14 protein-coding genes are annotated in these 16,534 nt (G+C 52.5%); 6 read left to right on the forward strand and 8 right to left on the reverse strand.

Features of this window, described 5'->3' with window-relative positions; all coding sequences use genetic code 11:
- Positions 1-136 precede the first annotated feature (136 nt).
- Positions 137-604, forward strand: a complete 468-nt coding sequence (locus tag ACAW75_RS08970) for a hypothetical protein (protein ID WP_370728354.1) — start codon at positions 137-139, stop codon at positions 602-604.
- Positions 605-654: 50 nt separating this feature from the next.
- Here the strand turns inward: ACAW75_RS08970 and ACAW75_RS08975 are convergent, their stop codons facing one another.
- Entirely contained in the window at positions 655-2,181 is a 1,527-nt protein-coding gene (locus tag ACAW75_RS08975) for an aldehyde dehydrogenase (NADP(+)) (protein ID WP_370728355.1), read from the reverse strand.
- Positions 2,182-2,284: 103 nt separating this feature from the next.
- Positions 2,285-3,124, reverse strand: a complete 840-nt coding sequence (locus ACAW75_RS08980; RefSeq protein WP_370728356.1) for a fumarylacetoacetate hydrolase family protein — start codon at positions 3,122-3,124, stop codon at positions 2,285-2,287.
- A gap of 178 nt (positions 3,125-3,302) precedes the next feature.
- Here ACAW75_RS08980 and mnmA point away from each other — a divergent pair, with 178 nt between their 5' ends.
- Positions 3,303-4,433 carry a tRNA 2-thiouridine(34) synthase MnmA gene (gene mnmA, locus ACAW75_RS08985; RefSeq protein WP_370728357.1) on the forward strand — a complete coding sequence of 377 codons (1,131 nt, stop codon included), beginning with the start codon at positions 3,303-3,305 and terminating at the stop codon, positions 4,431-4,433.
- An 84-nt stretch (positions 4,434-4,517) separates the two neighbouring features.
- Entirely contained in the window at positions 4,518-5,363 is an 846-nt protein-coding gene (locus ACAW75_RS08990; RefSeq protein WP_370728358.1) for a hydroxymethylglutaryl-CoA lyase, read from the forward strand.
- Positions 5,364-5,378: 15 nt separating this feature from the next.
- Here the strand turns inward: ACAW75_RS08990 and ACAW75_RS08995 are convergent, their stop codons facing one another.
- Positions 5,379-5,903 carry a DUF7935 family protein gene (locus ACAW75_RS08995; RefSeq protein ID WP_370728359.1) on the reverse strand — a complete coding sequence of 175 codons (525 nt, stop codon included), beginning with the start codon at positions 5,901-5,903 and terminating at the stop codon, positions 5,379-5,381.
- A 56-nt stretch (positions 5,904-5,959) separates the two neighbouring features.
- Between ACAW75_RS08995 and ACAW75_RS09000 the strand changes: the two genes are divergently transcribed.
- A complete protein-coding gene (locus tag ACAW75_RS09000) occupies positions 5,960-6,262 on the forward strand; it encodes a HesB/IscA family protein (protein ID WP_370728360.1) in 303 nt (100 codons plus the stop codon).
- A 57-nt stretch (positions 6,263-6,319) separates the two neighbouring features.
- Entirely contained in the window at positions 6,320-10,081 is a 3,762-nt protein-coding gene (locus ACAW75_RS09005) for an ATP-binding protein (protein ID WP_370728361.1), read from the forward strand.
- 14 nt (positions 10,082-10,095) lie between these two features.
- On the opposite strand, the gene ACAW75_RS09010 is transcribed toward ACAW75_RS09005, so the two are convergent.
- Positions 10,096-10,710 (reverse strand): NUMOD4 motif-containing HNH endonuclease, encoded by a 615-nt coding sequence (locus ACAW75_RS09010; RefSeq protein ID WP_370728362.1) that lies wholly within the window; start codon positions 10,708-10,710, stop codon positions 10,096-10,098.
- A gap of 277 nt (positions 10,711-10,987) precedes the next feature.
- Between ACAW75_RS09010 and ACAW75_RS09015 the strand changes: the two genes are divergently transcribed.
- Positions 10,988-11,344, forward strand: coding sequence for a CoA-binding protein (locus ACAW75_RS09015; RefSeq protein WP_370728363.1), 357 nt, complete (start codon positions 10,988-10,990; stop codon positions 11,342-11,344).
- Between the two features lie 172 nt (positions 11,345-11,516).
- On the opposite strand, the gene ACAW75_RS09020 is transcribed toward ACAW75_RS09015, so the two are convergent.
- From ACAW75_RS09020 to ACAW75_RS09035, 4 genes are all read right to left on the reverse strand, one after another.
- A complete protein-coding gene (locus tag ACAW75_RS09020; RefSeq protein WP_370728364.1) occupies positions 11,517-12,632 on the reverse strand; it encodes an endo-1,4-beta-xylanase in 1,116 nt (371 codons plus the stop codon).
- A 71-nt stretch (positions 12,633-12,703) separates the two neighbouring features.
- Positions 12,704-13,621 (reverse strand): helix-turn-helix domain-containing protein, encoded by a 918-nt coding sequence (locus ACAW75_RS09025; protein ID WP_370728365.1) that lies wholly within the window; start codon positions 13,619-13,621, stop codon positions 12,704-12,706.
- 9 nt (positions 13,622-13,630) lie between these two features.
- The gene (locus ACAW75_RS09030) at positions 13,631-14,434 is read right to left on the reverse strand and encodes an oxidoreductase (protein WP_370728366.1); all 804 of its coding nucleotides are present in this window, start codon (positions 14,432-14,434) and stop codon (positions 13,631-13,633) included.
- Positions 14,435-14,582: 148 nt separating this feature from the next.
- A complete protein-coding gene (locus ACAW75_RS09035) occupies positions 14,583-16,505 on the reverse strand; it encodes an alpha/beta hydrolase-fold protein (RefSeq protein WP_370728367.1) in 1,923 nt (640 codons plus the stop codon).
- Positions 16,506-16,534: the final 29 nt, after the last annotated feature.

Raw genomic sequence — 16,534 nt, forward strand, 5'->3', positions numbered from 1 at the left:
GAAATGCTGCTCAATAGAGGGCAACAGCGATTAGGTCGATCTAATGATCTACTAGTTTAACAAAATAGCGCCACATTCTTCCAACCTTTTCCGGTGCTGGCTGCACTTTGTCAGGAACGTTAACCAAATCAACGCCATGACAAAATTTTCGGCTCTTTGCCTGCTGCTGATCGGCCTGCTGTCAGCCTGTTCAACAAACACTATCGACCCGGCCGCCGAGGCCGAAACAACCAAAGCCCGGCAAGCGCAACAATGGCTGACAGGTGCCGCCAAATGGGTAGTTCAACGGGCCAGCCAGAACAACGAAGTGTATTACGAACGCGGTGTTCAGCAACCTGGCGAGGTGGATATGGAGGTGGTGTGGCTCCGCTTCCTGCCCAACAACCGGTTTGAGGTGCAGTTCATCAGCGCAGCAAAACCCACTGAACTTTACTATAAAATCGACGGAACGACCAACGAACTGATCGTGTCGCAAACAGCTGATTTTGCCCGACCATTGAACTGGAAAACGAAGCTGGACAACATTCGCGAAAAAAGCGTCGACCTCTTCATTCAGGAAGGCGACAACGACCTGGTCACGCTGACGCTTGTGCCGCAGGAATAGTCGATGTGGGTTAGCTGCCATCTAAAATGAGCAGCCAACCCACATTTCGTTTACTGTCCGAGCGCGGTCTGCAACGCATTCGGTAGCGCCGACTCGGGGAAGGCCTGGAAGCAGATAGGCCGCGTGAACCGGTACATAGCCGACGTACCTACCGACGTACTTCGGCTATCGGTTGTGGCGGGAAAAGGCCCACCGTGTACCATGGCGTGATTCACTTCCACGCCCGTTGGAAACCCGTTGAAGACCAGTCGGCCTACCTTCGTGCTGAGCACATCAACCAGATCAGCGTATTCGATCAGGTCGGCTTCGGTGCCGTGGATGGTAGCCGTCAGGTGCCCATGCAGGTTGCGGGCAAACGTCATCATCTCCTCTTTCGATTCAGCAACAACGCCGACCGTCGACGGGCCGAATACCTCTTCCGATAATTCGGGATGCGCCAGCGCGCCGGGTACGTCAGTCATCAACAGGTGGGGTTGCACGCCCTCATCCGACCAGTTGGCAGTGGCTTTTGTGCCTTCAATGGTTCGCAGCCGGGCAATGCCAGTCTGGTAAGCCTGCCGGATGCCCGCTGTGAGCATGGCACCACAGGAAGTAGCGGCCAGTTGCCGGTCAAGCTCTGCTGTGAAATCGGTTTGTCCGTTACCGACGACGAACAGGCCGGGGTTCGTACAAAACTGACCGACACCCTGTGTAACAGAAGCCGCAAACCCAGCCGCCAGGCCCGCTTTATCCTGCGCCAGCGCACCCGGCAGAAAGAAAACAGGGTTGGTGCTACCCATTTCGGCATAGACCGGGATAGGCTCGGGTCGCCGTACGGCCAGGTCGTACAGCGCCTTGCCGCCTCGGTAGGAACCTGTAAACCCAACAGCTTTTATCAACGGGTGCTGCACCAGGGCTTCGCCGACACGATGCGTTGCCCCCTGTAGCAAAGAGAAAACGCCGGCCGGCAAACCTGTTTTCTCCAGCGCCTGGCTGATAGCCCGTCCTACCATCTCGCAGGTTGCCGGATGCGCCGGGTGTGCTTTAAATACGACCGGGCAGCCAGCCGCCAGTGCCGACGCCGTATCACCACCCGCTACCGAAAAAGCCAGCGGAAAGTTACTGGCTCCAAATACAGCCACCGGACCCAATGCTACCTGCATCTGATGCAGCATAGCCGGTTCACCGTTCGCCTGCTTCACCAGTTGCAGGGGACTGCTGATGGCGTTGATCCAGGTATCGGTGCGGATGAACTCAGCGAACAGGCGTAGTTGATTCACGGTGCGCCCGCGTTCACCCTCCAGGCGGGGTACAGGCAGGGCCGACTCCTGCGCAGCGGTGTCGATCAGTTGGGCGCCCAAAGCCATAATTTCCTCGGCAATGGCTTCCAGAAAAGCGGCCCGCCGGGCACCCGGCGTTTTTCGATATACCCAGAACGCCTCGTCGGCCAGTTTCACCGCCTGATCTATTTCAGAACCGGTAGCTTCGTAAAAGACCGTGTCCATTGGCTGATCGTTATGGGGCGTAAACGCCTGAAACTGTTCCAACCCCTCCCACGACGTTTCGCCGCCAATCAATTGTTTTCCAGTCAGTTGCATCTGTACTTAATCTGTTAGGTAGCCCGTTAGCTCTGCTAGTATCGGTGGTCAGCTATCGGTATCGACAACGATCATGAATATGGCAAAGCTAACCGATGGTTCGTTATTCAACCCAGTTTACCAGCGAACCGATCCCATCAATGGTGATGGTTATCCGGTCGGCTGATTGAAGTGTAAAGGTATTGGGTGGAACGATGCCTGTACCCGTCATCAGGAAAACTCCTTCCGGAAAGCTGCATTCCCGAAACAGGAACGACACCAGTTCGGTATGGCTGCGTTTCATCTGGTTGATCTGAATATGTTGTGAAAAGGCCACCTCGCCAGCCCGTTCAATCGTCAGGCTGATAACGGTTTCAGGGGCAATGGGCTGGCCAGGTACGTAGAGACAGGGGCCAAGACTCGCGCAGCGGTCATAACTCTTGGCCTGGGGCAGGTACAACGGATTTTCGCCTTCGATGCTGCGCGAACTCATGTCGTTACCAACGGTGTAACCCACAATGTTGCCCGACGACGTGATAAAGAGCGTCAGTTCTGGCTCAGGTACGTCCCAGGTTGAATCGTTCCGAATCCGAACGGCGTCGTTGGTGCCAACCGTACGCCGGGCCGACGCTTTGAAGAACAGTTCCGGGCGCTCGGCTTCATATACCTTGTCGTAAAACGTATCGCCGCCCGCCACTTTCGATTCATCCATGCGGGCATCGCGGCTCCGCAGGTACGTTACCCCCGACGCCCATACTTCCTGGCTCTGGATGGGGGCCAGAATTGGTTGATCGGCTGACCAGTCTGCCGCCAGGTCCGTGGCCCGGTCACTGTCGAAATCAGCCGTTGCGGCTTCGTAGAGGTTATCCCGATTAATGTATTCGTCCCAATTGATTGAGCCAAGCTGTTTCAACTGACCAGCCGATTCCAGTAGGATGCCGTTGTGGGTCCGGTAAATTTTCATGCGTTAATTGTGAGGAAACGAGTATAAGGTGTTCAGGAGCAAAGGGCTAATTTACGGCCAACATACTCATTGGCGGATGCGCCGAAACTATTCGCGCGCTTACGCTCGTTACCTAACTTTGCATCGTTTATATTCTACCAACACTCAGATCGCCGGACTTTGAATCCGGTCAGATGCTATGAGCAAACACGGACGGATTCTGGTCGCTATGAGCGGCGGAATCGACTCTTCGCTGGCAGCGGTGATGCTCCACGAAGAAGGCTACGAGGTCATCGGAATGACCATGAAAACCTGGGATTACGCCTCGTCGGGTGGTACAAAAAAGGAAACCGGCTGCTGTAGCCTCGACTCGATCAACGACGCCCGGAACATCTCGGTAAGCCTGGGATTCCCCCATTATATTCTCGACATTCGGAATGAGTTCGGCGATGCCGTTATCGATCATTTTACGGGTGAATACCTCGAAGGCCGCACGCCAAACCCCTGCGTACTGTGCAATACGCACATCAAATGGGACGCGCTGCTTCGCCGGGCCGATCGCCTCGACTGCGAGCATATTGCTACCGGTCACTACGCGCATATTCGTCAGGACCAGACCGATGGTCCCTCAAATGGCCGATATGTTATCTCGAAAGGCGTTGATACGCTGAAAGATCAGTCGTATGTGCTTTGGGGCGTATCGCAGGAAAGTCTGGCCCGCACGAAGCTACCATTGGGAAACCTTAAAAAATCGGAGATCCGGCAGATGGCCACCGATCGGGGGTTCATTGAACTCGTGACCAAGTCGGAATCCTACGAGATTTGCTTTGTGCCGGATAACGATTACCGGGGCTTTCTAAAGCGCCGGGTGCCCACGCTGGAAGCTGAAGTAGCGGGTGGCAACTTCATCCTGGAAACAACGGGAAACGTTGTTGGCAAGCATGAGGGCTATCCGTTCTACACCATCGGCCAGCGGAAAGGGCTGGGCATTGCCTTGGGGCACCCTGTGTTTGTGACGGAAATTCGCAAAGAGACCAACGAAGTGATACTCGGTCTGGACAAAGACCTGTATCGCAACGGAATGATGGTGAGCAAGTTGAACCTCCAGAAATACGCCAGCATCAGCGAGCCGTTACAAACCGTTACGAAAGTGCGCTACAAAGACCCAGGTACATCGGCAACGGTGGTCCAGACTGCGCCTGACCAGATCGAGGTGCGTTTCGACGAAGGCGTTTCGGCCATTGCGCCGGGGCAGGCCGCTGTTTTCTATGAAGGCAACGATGTAGTCGGTGGCGGCTGGATCATGAAAAGTTTCAACCAAAATCAATGAGTGAATGAGCGAATGTTTGGCTCAAAATGATACGCTTTTGCAAAGCAACGGCCAAACATTCGCTCATTCGCTCATTCACTCCCCATGCTCCTGACTGAATGCCCGCGCGATGCCATGCAGGGGCTGACGCGCTTCATCCCCACAGCCGATAAGATCCGCTACCTGAATGCGTTGCTGCGCGTTGGGTTCGACACGCTCGATTTTGGGTCGTTCGTGTCGCCCAAAGCGGTACCCCAGATGCAGGATACGGCGGAGGTACTGGCTGGCCTGGATCTGACTACTACCCGCAGTAAGCTGCTGGCGATAGTGGCCAATCAGCGCGGTGCCGAGCAGGCTGTTTCGTATGAGGCGATCAGGTACGTTGGTTTTCCGCTGTCGGTATCCGAAACGTTTCAGCGGCGCAATACCAACAAATCGATTCAGGACGCACTCGATGAGGTGGCCGCGATGCAGGTACGCTGCCAACAGGCGGATAAAGAGTTGGTCGTTTATCTGTCCATGGGATTTGGCAACCCCTATGGCGACCCCTACAGTGCCGAACTGGTACTTGATTTCACGAAACAGCTGGTCGACCTGGACATCCGGCATATCGTTCCGTCAGATACCGTTGGCACAGCTACACCGGAGGCCATCGACAGCCTGTTCGATCAGCTGGCAGACGCCTTTCCGCACCATTCGTTTGGGGTGCATCTCCACGCGCGGCCGGGCGAAGCACCCGCTAAAGTCCGGGCGGCGGTGCGCGCTGGCGTTGGTCAACTGGATGGAGCCATTGGCGGGCTGGGTGGCTGTCCGATGGCAGCCGATGTACTGACGGGAAATTTACCGACAGAAGCGATTATCGCAACGCTGGGTACGTTAGCCATTGCTATCGATCTGGACATGGATGCCTTTGCCGAGGCCGTTCTGCTGGCCCGCACGATTCTGTGGTAAAACCTGGTTGCGGCCTTACATGAACATGGTCTGGATCTCTTCTTTTACCACCCGCAACGCTTCGGCGGTGGGTTGACGGTCGCGCTGAATAATACGCTCAAAAATGCGCTTCGACAGGTCGATGGCTGGCGCATCGGCACGGATATCGCCGCTGGCCTGGTTGATGAGCGTTGATACGTCGTTCATGGCGTTCTGCACCTGGTCCCAGGCGTTCTGGCTCATGTACACTTGCTGAGACAGGTTATGGTTATATTCATCACGAATGTCGCGCAGCAGGAGTTGTTGCAGTTCCAGGGCCGAATCGGCTGAGCCGCCAAGCCGCAACAGCATGTTATTGGGGCTGATCCGCTCCAGAAAAAGCACCATTCGCTCATAGGCCTGAAGCCGGATAGGGATCACATTGTCACTGTATCGCTGCTTTACTTCGTTCTGGTGGCGGGCGGCTTCGCGCTCAAGCAACAGTTTCACCGTTAAGTACATACCGTATAGTACAAGTGCCGCAGGTACAAGAAGTTTGATTAGATCGCTCAGGACGGTCATTTTTTTGTAGTTTAGTCTTTAATTAACTGGCCGACACATCGTTCGCCGACGCATTTATGGTTATTGCCCCTGTTCACATTCGTCCCGAAGCACGCGCCCGGATTATTGACACGCTAACAACGCAAAAAATTCCGGCTGAGTATGGGCTACGCGTAGGCATAAAAGGGGGCGGTTGCGGTGCATCCTGGTTACTGGGCTTCGATCTGCCTGGTCCGACTGATGAAATTTATACTATAGACGGTGTGCGGGTCATTATCGACAAACGTCATTTGCTGTATGTATTGGACACGACCATTGGATTCGAGCAGAGTGAAGCCGGCAACGGGTTTGTCGTTGATCGTGCCAGTGATACTAAATAGTGGCACGATTTTAGGTCTCACTGCCCAGTAAGCACCCGTTTGTCTTTACACACCCTTGTGATTTTTATAGAACGTCATATTTTTCTCCTCTTAGCACTGGTTGCCTGCTGTGCGGCGGCACTCTGCTATACTTTCCTGGAACACAACGCACCGGGCGCTACTGACGAACAGTACGTTACGGCTATTCAGGAGCGAATAAAAACGGAGACGAAACAAAGTGCGGATGAGCTTAATCTGCTGGCTGGCCGGGTAGCCAATGCACCGAATTATACGTTTCATGCGCTGAATCAGAACACGCAGTATCCTTATTATATCTTCCGGAAGAAGCGCCTCATATTCTGGTCAGATAATCGATTTATTCCCGATTACAACCGAATTGCGACCGTCAGGTATCCCAAACTGGTTGATTTTGATCAGGGTCGGTTCATTGTGAGCCGAACCAGCGCCCTGCGTAAACGGGATACGCTGGAGATATTCTCGCTGATTATGGTGTACAGGCAGTACACCACGACTAACCCTTTTTTAAAATCGGGCTATAACCCGGCACTTTTTTCGCTAGACCCCCTCACCTTAACCACGACCAAGCAGGCCGCTTACCAGAATATTTATGACGCCACTACGCCTGTCTTCCTTTTCTCGGTTACTCCGCCCAAAGTAGACCCATTCCGAAATCGGTCTACGCCGGTCAATACCGTAATTCTGGCCACGCTGGCCGTACTTTTCTTTGGCCTGTACGTTATTCGTCGACTGAGATGGGCCGCGCAGGTACGTCAGTATGAGGTAGGTTTCCTTTGGCTGGCAGGCTATCTACTCTTACTAAGGGGAGGTATGCTGTATGTTGGCGTTCCGTACCTATTTATCGAGAACGATCTCTTCAATCCCAAATATTACGCCTCGTCGGAGCTAGCCCCTTCCCTGGGCGATCTGATGCTCAATGGCGTAGCGATTCTGATTATAGCCTTTTACATCGTTAACAATTTTTATCGCTCCCGAACCTATAATCGGCTGATTCATCTGCCTCTCTGGGCTTGGTCGGTGCTTTCGGTGGCCCTGGTTGTTCTGAGCTATTCAGTCTATTATGCCTGTTTTAGCCAGTTAAATGCCTTGTATGAGAAATCGCAGTACACCCTCGACCTGGCCCTAGGGATTGAGTTTCCTCCGCTCAAGGTTGCCAGCCTGCTTTTTTTCATTACGCTGTCGATGATCTATTTTCTCGTACAGCACATATTCATCAGCCTGTTCATTCGGTTCAATCAACGTATTCTATACGGTATCGGGTACTTTCTGGCCGGGACCCTGCTGAGCTTTATCCTGTTTCTGACCTTTATCCACGAGCGTTTTGAACCGCTATACCTGCTGAACAGCGGCTATTTCCTGGCGCTCTACCTGAGCCGTTTCCCTCGTTTTCTCTACACGTTCCAGTATAAAACGTCGCTCTATTTTTTTCTGGGAAGTTTCATCTGTGCTTCCACGGCGGCTAGTGTGGTGTACCGGCAGCAAATTCGCGAAGACCTGCTGACGAAGCAGGAAGTAGGTAAAACCTTATTGGCCGAAAACGACGAGTATGGCGAATTGCTCCTCCATAAAGCGCAGTCTTCGATCAACAATGATCCAGACATCAAGCGGGTCCTTCTCACTGATACCCTGTTCGTCCGTCGGGAACGAATTCAGGAACGCATCAAGAATCTGCACCTCGATAAGTACTTTGACAAATATGATACCGAGGTTTCCTCATTTGATATTGATGGTACCCCGCTGGATGCCAGCGAAAATGCCCCTTTCTTAAGCTGGTACGTTAAGAAATTTCAACACAAGCATTACAAGACCAAGTATTCAGACCTGTATTTTATCAATGAGGTCGGTAACCAGTTCGTGAAGGAGTATGTGGATTTTATTAACATTCAAGGACCAGACAGCACCGTAGTAGGCTATGTTGTGCTGGATCTTAAACTCCGCAAAGAAGCCCCTACTTCGGTCTATCCTGAGTTACTGGTCAATGACAAGTTGGTTCAATCGCCCAAAATGCGGCAGTTTAGTCATGCTATTTACGAACAGGTCCCCCACTCGCCTACGCTTCGCCTAACGCTCAATTCAGGTACGTATAACTATGAGCGGAAAATGCCTCCCAGTGTACTGAACAATCCGGAGTTGTATAAATCAGGCGTCACTAAAGAAGATTTCAGGCACCTGGGCCTCCGGGGTAGCAACGGCCGAACGCTCGTTGTCTCCTCGCCCGATTACCCCTTGGGCAGTGCCTTTGCCAATTTTTCGTTTCTGTACTTGATCCTGGTGCTTTCTGTTATCATCGTCATCATCCTTTATTCTGTACAGTATGGCTTTTCGAAGTTCAGCATCAATTACTCAACCCGCATCCAGATCTTGTTGAATCTGGCTTTTTTCCTGCCGCTTCTGCTGGTTGTCGTTATTATTCTGGGGGTTATCAGCAGCAACTATGTCAGTAACCAGGAGGCCAACTACGTGAGTAACACCAAAAATATTGCGGCCAATTTTCAGTCTTATCTTGATGAGCACGTGCGTGGCGATCGCAGCAAAGAGGCCATGGAGCAGGAACTGGAGACCATTGCCCGCGATGCCGAAGTAGACATCAATCTGTTCGACACCGCTGGCCAATTATACAGTACTACGCGTAAGCTGATGTATGAAAGCGGGCACCTGTCGACCTACATCAATCCGTTGGCCTACATTCATATCACAGAAGACAGGGAAAATCAGTTATTGCTGAATGAGTCGTTGGGTACAAAGCAGTTCAGCACAGCCTATGCGGGCATAAAATCGTTTGGCCAGGACGGCCGGTTGATGGGTATCCTGAGTGTGCCCTATTTCGACGCCCGGCCAGAGCTTGACCGGCAACTACTGGAAGTAGTTTCCTCTGCCCTCAGCGTCTTTACGGCGTTGTTCCTGTTATTCCTGGTGCTGTCTTATTTCGCATCGAGTAGCATCACCAAACCGCTGCGGATCATGACGCAGAAAATTCGCCGTACCAGCCTCGACCGGCTGAATCAGACAATCGAGTGGAATTCTGACGATGAGATTGGAGCGCTGGTGAAAGAGTATAACCGAATGCTGACCAAGCTGGAAGAAAGTAAATTCTCGCTGGCCCAAAGCGAAAAACAGTCTGCCTGGCGCGAAATGGCTAAGCAGGTAGCCCACGAAATCAAGAACCCCCTGACGCCAATGAAACTAACGTTGCAGCAATTGCAACGCACCCTTCCAGGCACCAATCCGGTTACTGACCGGGCGGTCAGCCGGACGCTCGACTCCTTATTGGATCAGATCGACAACATCAGTGATATCGCCACTTCTTTTTCAGACTTTGCCAATATGCCGATGCCCCAGAACGAATTGGTGGAATTGAGCTCTGTGGTTCAAAAAGCAGCCGATCTCTATGCTGACGACAAACGGGTGACCATCCGTCGACAGGTTGAAGTAGGTCCTGTCTGGATCATGGGCGATCGGCAATTGCTCATGCGAATCATGACCAACCTGATCATCAACGGAATTCAGTCTGTTCCGGTTGATGATCGGCCAGTGATCGACATTCGGCTTTTCACTACGGATGGCAACGCGAATATCGAGATTCACGACAACGGGCAGGGGATTCCCGAAGCTATTCGATCAAAAGTGTTCCTGCCCAATTTCAGTACCAAACAGGGCGGAACAGGTATTGGCCTGGCGATCTCGAAACGCGGCATTGAACACGCCGGAGGTAGTATCTGGTTTGAGACAGACACCGAAGCCGGTACGTCGTTCTTTATTGCCTTACCACTCACCGGCCCCACAAGATCAGGCAATAACTGATGGTTTTCGGGCGGCTACCCGTTTCCATGGGTTCCGTACATCATCATCATGGGTTTCGGCTGGAGGTCTTCTTCCAGCACCACGTGTTTCCAGTTCTCTCCTGACCGAATTCGATTTAGCTGGGTGTGCGTAATGCCAAACTGACGGGCAATCGTTTTCAGGCGATTCTTATCATTCCGCAGCAACTTCTTGATCATCTTCACCTTGCTCTCGGTCAGTTTGTAATTACTGGTCCGCCTGGGTATAGGACGGTTCACCACATTTGGATTGATCCGGTTATGCTCGACCATTTCTTCCTGGGTGGCCCACCGCAGGTTTTGCGCTCTGTTGTTGAGCTTGTCATGATCAATGTGAATGACGTATGTCTGATCTGGACGGGGCGCTTCTAAAAAGTACTCGGCGACCAGCTTGTGGACATACCGGTTCAGCGTTTTTCCTTTCTTTCGGATATTGAGCGACCGATACCCCTGAATGATAGAGCCTTTGATAATAGCCCCTCCGGCACCCGACTGAAAGCTACGCAGCCGGCCAAAGTTAGAGACCTGATACACAGGAGGGTTTTCAACGTCAGTGAACACAATTGGCACCCATTGCTCGTTCCAGAATGTGGCTGGCATTTTAATGGTCATGGCTTGCGCTGTCTGTAAAGAATGAAAATATCCCTACTAGTTTGTTCAACTAAAGTTAAACAAACTAGTAACAAAGAAGTTAGGCTAGACGCACTATTTTTTAGGCATTACTTCTGCTCACTGGCCAATAAGGCAGTTCATTGACGGTTGCGTTACCCTGGTCACTGGTATATTTTGTTTGGGTCAGTATTACCATACTGTCAGAACAAGTGCCATCGCCGAACAAGAGACAACGCTAATTTGTCATTAGAAAGATAATCAATTCTTGTATATACATATGAAGACCTTAGTGATTGGAGCCACCGAAAACACAGGCCGATATGCTAATCGGGCAGCTCGTAGTCTGTTACAGCATGGTCATGCCATCGAATTGATTGGACTGCGAGCAGGTCAGATTCAAAACCATCCTATCCAGACTGGCTTACCTGCCTTAGCTGATGTTGATACGGTAACGATGTATGTGGGTGCACGAAACCAGGCTGGGTACGTTGATTACCTGAAAAAATTAAAGCCCCGCCGAGTGATCTTCAACCCGGGAGCCGAAAACCCGGACCTTGCCCGGCAACTTAAACAGGAAGGTATTGAACCTATCGAAGCTTGCACGCTAGTGATGCTGTCGATAGGAAATTATTGATAGCGTTTCGCGTCAATACCATAAATAATAATAACCCAACAGGGCCTTAGCCAGCTTACTCATCAACAACGTATTCCTTGTTAGTGAGTAAACTGGCTAAGGCCCTGTTGGGTAAATCAAATGGCCTGCCTGTGACCTTTCTTACACCTGCGTCGACGCTTTGCCGTGAAAACTACTTTTTCAGTGCAATTACCTTCTCAAAAGCAGGCTTGGGCTGGTTCTGCCGGTCGAACAGCAGCGGGTAGTTGGTCCGGCCGCGGATGGGCCAGCCATTCAGCCAGCTATCGCCGTCGTTGACGCCCCAGAACGTGACGCGGGTCACCTTGTCTTTGTGCTTCAGGAACAGCTTGAACAGCGCTTCGTAATCAGCGGCCAATTGTTGCTGTACGCTGTCGGGCAAACCAGCCGTGTAGGGATTCGCTTGTTCGTTGGCGGTCATGCGCTGGCCCACGTCGGCTCCCTGAAAATTGCGGGGCAACACTTCAATATCCAACTCGGTAAACATCACTTTTACGCCTAGTGCTGCGTATTGCTCGATGCTTTCTTCGATGTCTTTGAAAGGCACTTTCCCCACGTGCCAGTGGCCCTGAATGCCCACGCCGTCGATACGTACCCCGGCAGCTTTGATCTTTTTGACAAGCTCGATACAGCCCGCCCGTTTTTTGGGCTGTTCGTTGTTGTAGTCGTTGTAATACAGCTCGGTTTTGGGGGCTGCCTGTTGCGCCAGCCGGAAGGCTTCCGTCACAAAATCAGCGCCGAGGTGCTGCAAAAACACCGACTTCCGCATGGTGCCGTCTTCGTTCAAAGCCTCGTTCACCACGTCCCACGAAAGTATTTTTCCGTCGTAGCGCCCGGCCACAGTGTTGATGTGGTCGGTGAAGAACGTCCGAATGGAATCCGAGCTTTTGATGCCGCGGATAAATGATGGTAACTGGCTGTGCCAGATCAGCGTATGGCCGTTAATCTTGATCTTGTGTTTTTTCCCGAACGCCACCAGCTTATCCGCCATCTCGAAGTTGTAGGTGTCCCACTTTGGATGGATCAGCGCCGATTTCATGATGTTCTCGGGCGTGGCCATGTTGAACTGGCTCGCGATGAACTCAGTGGTTTTGGGGTCACGCTCTTCGATCTGGGCGTTGTTGAGGCAGGTACCAATGCCGAAGTCCTTTTTGAAAGCGTCTCTTAAGGAAGGGATTTTTTGAGCCAGCATCGTATCGGGCAGACCGGAAAGGCCAGCCAGTAAGAGTGCCGTTGCACGGGTAGCGAGGGCGTATTTTTTCAGAAGCATAAGAATTATACCGGTAGAATTTGTGTGCATTCTTAGGGGGTTCTCAACGGGTCTTGTGAGCTGGTTATCAATTAGGCAGCTGCATCAGATGTTCGGTAAGCGGCAGGTGTCATCCCCGTTTTTGCCTTGAACAACCTACTGAAATACTGCGGATACTCGAACCCTAACTGATAGGCGATTTCGCTCACGCTGGCTCGTGAGCCGAGCAGATTTGTTTTGGCTTCTTCGATCAGGTAGGCATGAATGTGATCCTGGGCATTTTGTCCGGTTTCTTTCTTCAACAGATCGCTCAGGTAATGGGCGGAGAGGGCGAGTTGGTCCGCTAAATAGCCAACGGTGGGCAACCCTTTTGTCCGAAGCTGTTTGTCGTCGAAATACGCCTTTAGCACCTGATCGAACCGAATCAGCAAATCGCTATTCGCCGACTTTCGGGTAATGAACTGACGGTCGTAATACCGCGAACAATAATTCAACAGCAGTTCGAGGGTCGAGACAATCAGCGTCTGACTGTGCCGGTCAATATTTTCGTCAAGTTCCTGGTCGATAGTCTGGATGCAGGTACGTAAGGTCTGTTTCTCTTTGTCGGAGAGGTGTAGCGCTTCGCTGGCTTCGTACGAAAAAAAGGAGTAATCTTTCATCTTACCGGCCAGCGAAGTGCCCCGGATCAGGTCGGGGTGAAAAAACAAACCCCAGCCCATTCGGTCGTCCTGTTTGTTTCGATCATCGTCAATGGTAATGGCTTGCCGGGGAGCCATGCAGAACAGGGTTCCTTCCTGAAAATCGACCTGTTTTCTGCCGTATTTCAGATCACCCACGCAATAGTTTTTGAACATGACGGAGTAGAACCCCGAGGTCATGGTTACCCCGTCCTGCGCATTGATATCGGCGCGGGTAAAGTCAATAATCGACACCAGGGGATGCCGGGGCTTGTCCTGGCTGAACAGTTGATTCAGCCCGCTGATGGTTTCGATGTGATAAACGGATGCCATACGATTCGCTTAGTTTACCTGACTCATAATGATTTTATCAAACAGCCGGTCGCCCAGATTGACCCGCATCCAGACCATCGGCTTGGCCAGACTACCCACCCGATAGCGCGTTTTAGGCTTTCGGCTCCCGACAATGGCTGACACCGTTTTCGCAATCACCGACGCGGGCGACATGGCCATCGAAGCTGAGTTAGCGACACCTTTCACGATGTTGGCATAGGGACCACTGCCAGACCGGGCGACCATCGGACCGCTCATTACCTCACCAAACTCCGTGGCAATAAGACCGGGTTCCAGGATCACGACGTGGATATTAAACGGGCTTAACTCCAGACGCAGGCAATCGCTCCAGCCTTCGATGGCATGCTTGGACGCATGGTACCAGGCACCCATCGGGGTATACATTTTACCCCCCATCGAGGAGGTGTTGATAATGGTGCCAGACCGGGCTTCGCGCATGAAGGGAATGACTTTCTGGGTTAAACTGGCTAAGCCAAACACATTCACCTCAAACTGCCGTCTGGCTTCCTCAATCGGAATCTCCTCGACCGATCCGTAAATGGCGTATCCGGCATTGTTGAACAGCACATCGATTTTTCCCTCCCGCCCGATGATTGTGTCGACTACCTGCCGAATGTTTTCCTCGTTGGTAACATCCAGTTGTAGGGCAATGCCTCCGGCCAGTTGAAGGTCCTGCATCTGATCAATTCGCCGGGCGGCCACATACACCTTGTGCCCTTCTGCGATCAACTTTTGGGCGGTTTCTTTGCCCATACCCGACGACGCGCCCGTGATTAAGATTACCTTGCTCATGGTTCAATTTGTTTTGGTTGATTAATGAGACAAAGGTCAGCCGTAGGCGTAGGCAGGTGGTAAATCGAATTCCTGAATGTTGTATACGAATTCCAGTTTGCGTCTGATCGCTCCAAAGTAGAGCGATCAGACGCAGGCCGGATAGCCGCTAGTTGAACAGCAAGGGCGCAAACATAAACAGGTCGTGCCGCCAGACTGGCCAGGTGTGTCCACCAGCGTATTCGCTGTACTGATACTTAACCCCCATCTCGTCGAACTTCTTCATCATGATCTGGCAGTTCTGGTAGGCAATGTCTTCTTTGCCGCCCTGCGAAATCCAGATCGGTTTCAGGTTGCCGTTGATGCTGGCTACGTTGTCTTTCATGAAGGCATACTGCGGGTCGGTCAGTTGGGGGTTGTTGGCGAACCAGCCCGAGCTGAACACACCCAGCGACGAGAACATGCTGTTGTTTTTGATACCCGCATACAACGTCTGCAACCCACCCATCGACAGGCCCGCCAAGGCCCGGTTCTTCGGGTCGGTCTCGACCCGGAAGTTGCTTTCCACGAACGGTATAGCCGCCAGTTTCAACTCGTTTTCAAACGCTTTCAGCACGTTCTCGTTGAACCCGGCCAGGCCCCCCGCACTTACGTTGCCGTCGAGCATGGCAATGATCATCGGTTTGGCTTTTTTGTCGGCAATCAGGTTATCGAGGATCATGTCCGTTTTACCCTGCGTCGACCAGCCGCGCTGATCTTCGCCCCCGCCGTGCAAGAGGTACAGTACCGGATATTTCGCCGTCGATTGGTCGTAGCCCGGTGGCGTGTACACGTACATCTCGCGCCAGGTGTTGGTGGCTTTAGAGAGGTAGCGTTTGATGCGGACGTCGCCGTGGGGTACGTCGCGTATGGCGTAAAAAGCGCCGTCTTTGTCGGGTATTTCGATGCCGCTGGCCATGCGGCTCATGCCGTAGAAGCTCTCGCTGGCCGGATCGGCAATGGCCACCCCGTCGATCAGCAGCGAGTAATAATGAAAGCCCCGGCTGACGGAATCGGTGGTGGCAGTCCAGAAGCCGCTGCTGTCTCTCACCATATCGTACTTCTTGCCCAAATCAACCTGCACTTTCCTGGCGTCGGGCGCTTTCACGCGAAAAACGACACGGTTGTCGGGCAGGATTTGCGGATATTTGCCGTTCCGAATGTTGGTCGACGCGGGCGTTCCCAGCACGGTATACTTGGTCAGCGACGCATTGTCGACGGGTTTGAACAGGAACTGCGAGAACATATACAGCCCATTTTTCCAGACCTTGAAATCGTGGCCGCCCGGCTCCACGTAGTAGATATGTGGCACCTCGTTCTGGTAGAGGTAGTCGTGGGTACGTTTGCTGAACGAGATCAGCCCATCGGCATCGCCACACGAAATCCAGAGCAGCTTCAGTTTCTGTTTGGCATCGGCAGGGTTAGGCACCAGTTCCTCCGGCCGTTTGGTGTTGGGGGCCGACGAGAAGCCACCTACCCAGGCAAACTTGTCCAGATTCCCCAGCCCGAAATTCAGCGACTGTCCCCCGCCCATCGATAGGCCGGCAATGGCGCGGTGTTCGCGGTCGGTCAGGGTCGGGTACTTCTTCTCGATGAACGGAACCAGGTCGTTCAGCAGGTCTTTTTCGAAGGTGGCAAACGCTTCGACTTTGTCTTTGTCGAACACGTTACCCACCGCCCGGTCGTCTTTCATGGCGCGGCCGTTGGGCATTACCACGATCATTGGCTGAAGCTTGTTCTCAGCGTACAGATTGTCCAGAACCACCTGCGGATTGCCGCCTTTGAGCCATTCCTTTTCGTCGCCCCCGATGCCGTGCAGCAAATACAGGACGGGGTATTTCGTCTTTTTGGTATAGCCCGGCGGGGTGTATACCAGCGCCTTGCGGGACGTACCCACGGTTTTCGACGGATAACTGATGGAGTCCAGTTTACCCGTGGCAATACCCGAGCGTACCTGGTCGAAGCCCTTCGGGGCTTCTTTCTCTATTTTCTGGGCGTAACTCCCAAAGCTTAACAAGCCCAGGGCAGCCATTATGTATAGGAATCGTTTCATGATTTTACTATGTTGACCAAAAGCAGAAA

It is taken from the genome of Fibrella arboris, from assembly GCF_041321095.1.
Lineage (GTDB): Bacteria > Bacteroidota > Bacteroidia > Cytophagales > Spirosomataceae > Fibrella > Fibrella arboris.

What these genes read in the sequence shown, in the direction of transcription:
- ACAW75_RS08990 (WP_370728358.1), top strand. Translation starts at nt 4,518, where the DNA reads ATGCTCCTGACTGAATGCCCGCGCGATGCCATGCAGGGGCTGACGCGC.
- ACAW75_RS09000 (WP_370728360.1), top strand. Translation starts at nt 5,960, where the DNA reads ATGGTTATTGCCCCTGTTCACATTCGTCCCGAAGCACGCGCCCGGATT.
- ACAW75_RS09025 (WP_370728365.1), bottom strand. Translation starts at nt 13,621, where the DNA reads ATGGCATCCGTTTATCACATCGAAACCATCAGCGGGCTGAATCAACTG.
- ACAW75_RS09010 (WP_370728362.1), bottom strand. Translation starts at nt 10,710, where the DNA reads ATGACCATTAAAATGCCAGCCACATTCTGGAACGAGCAATGGGTGCCA.
- mnmA (WP_370728357.1), top strand. Translation starts at nt 3,303, where the DNA reads ATGAGCAAACACGGACGGATTCTGGTCGCTATGAGCGGCGGAATCGAC.
- ACAW75_RS08980 (WP_370728356.1), bottom strand. Translation starts at nt 3,124, where the DNA reads ATGAAAATTTACCGGACCCACAACGGCATCCTACTGGAATCGGCTGGT.
- ACAW75_RS09020 (WP_370728364.1), bottom strand. Translation starts at nt 12,632, where the DNA reads ATGCTTCTGAAAAAATACGCCCTCGCTACCCGTGCAACGGCACTCTTA.
- ACAW75_RS08970 (WP_370728354.1), top strand. Translation starts at nt 137, where the DNA reads ATGACAAAATTTTCGGCTCTTTGCCTGCTGCTGATCGGCCTGCTGTCA.
- ACAW75_RS08995 (WP_370728359.1), bottom strand. Translation starts at nt 5,903, where the DNA reads ATGACCGTCCTGAGCGATCTAATCAAACTTCTTGTACCTGCGGCACTT.
- ACAW75_RS09030 (WP_370728366.1), bottom strand. Translation starts at nt 14,434, where the DNA reads ATGAGCAAGGTAATCTTAATCACGGGCGCGTCGTCGGGTATGGGCAAA.
- ACAW75_RS09035 (WP_370728367.1), bottom strand. Translation starts at nt 16,505, where the DNA reads ATGAAACGATTCCTATACATAATGGCTGCCCTGGGCTTGTTAAGCTTT.
- ACAW75_RS08975 (WP_370728355.1), bottom strand. Translation starts at nt 2,181, where the DNA reads ATGCAACTGACTGGAAAACAATTGATTGGCGGCGAAACGTCGTGGGAG.
- ACAW75_RS09015 (WP_370728363.1), top strand. Translation starts at nt 10,988, where the DNA reads ATGAAGACCTTAGTGATTGGAGCCACCGAAAACACAGGCCGATATGCT.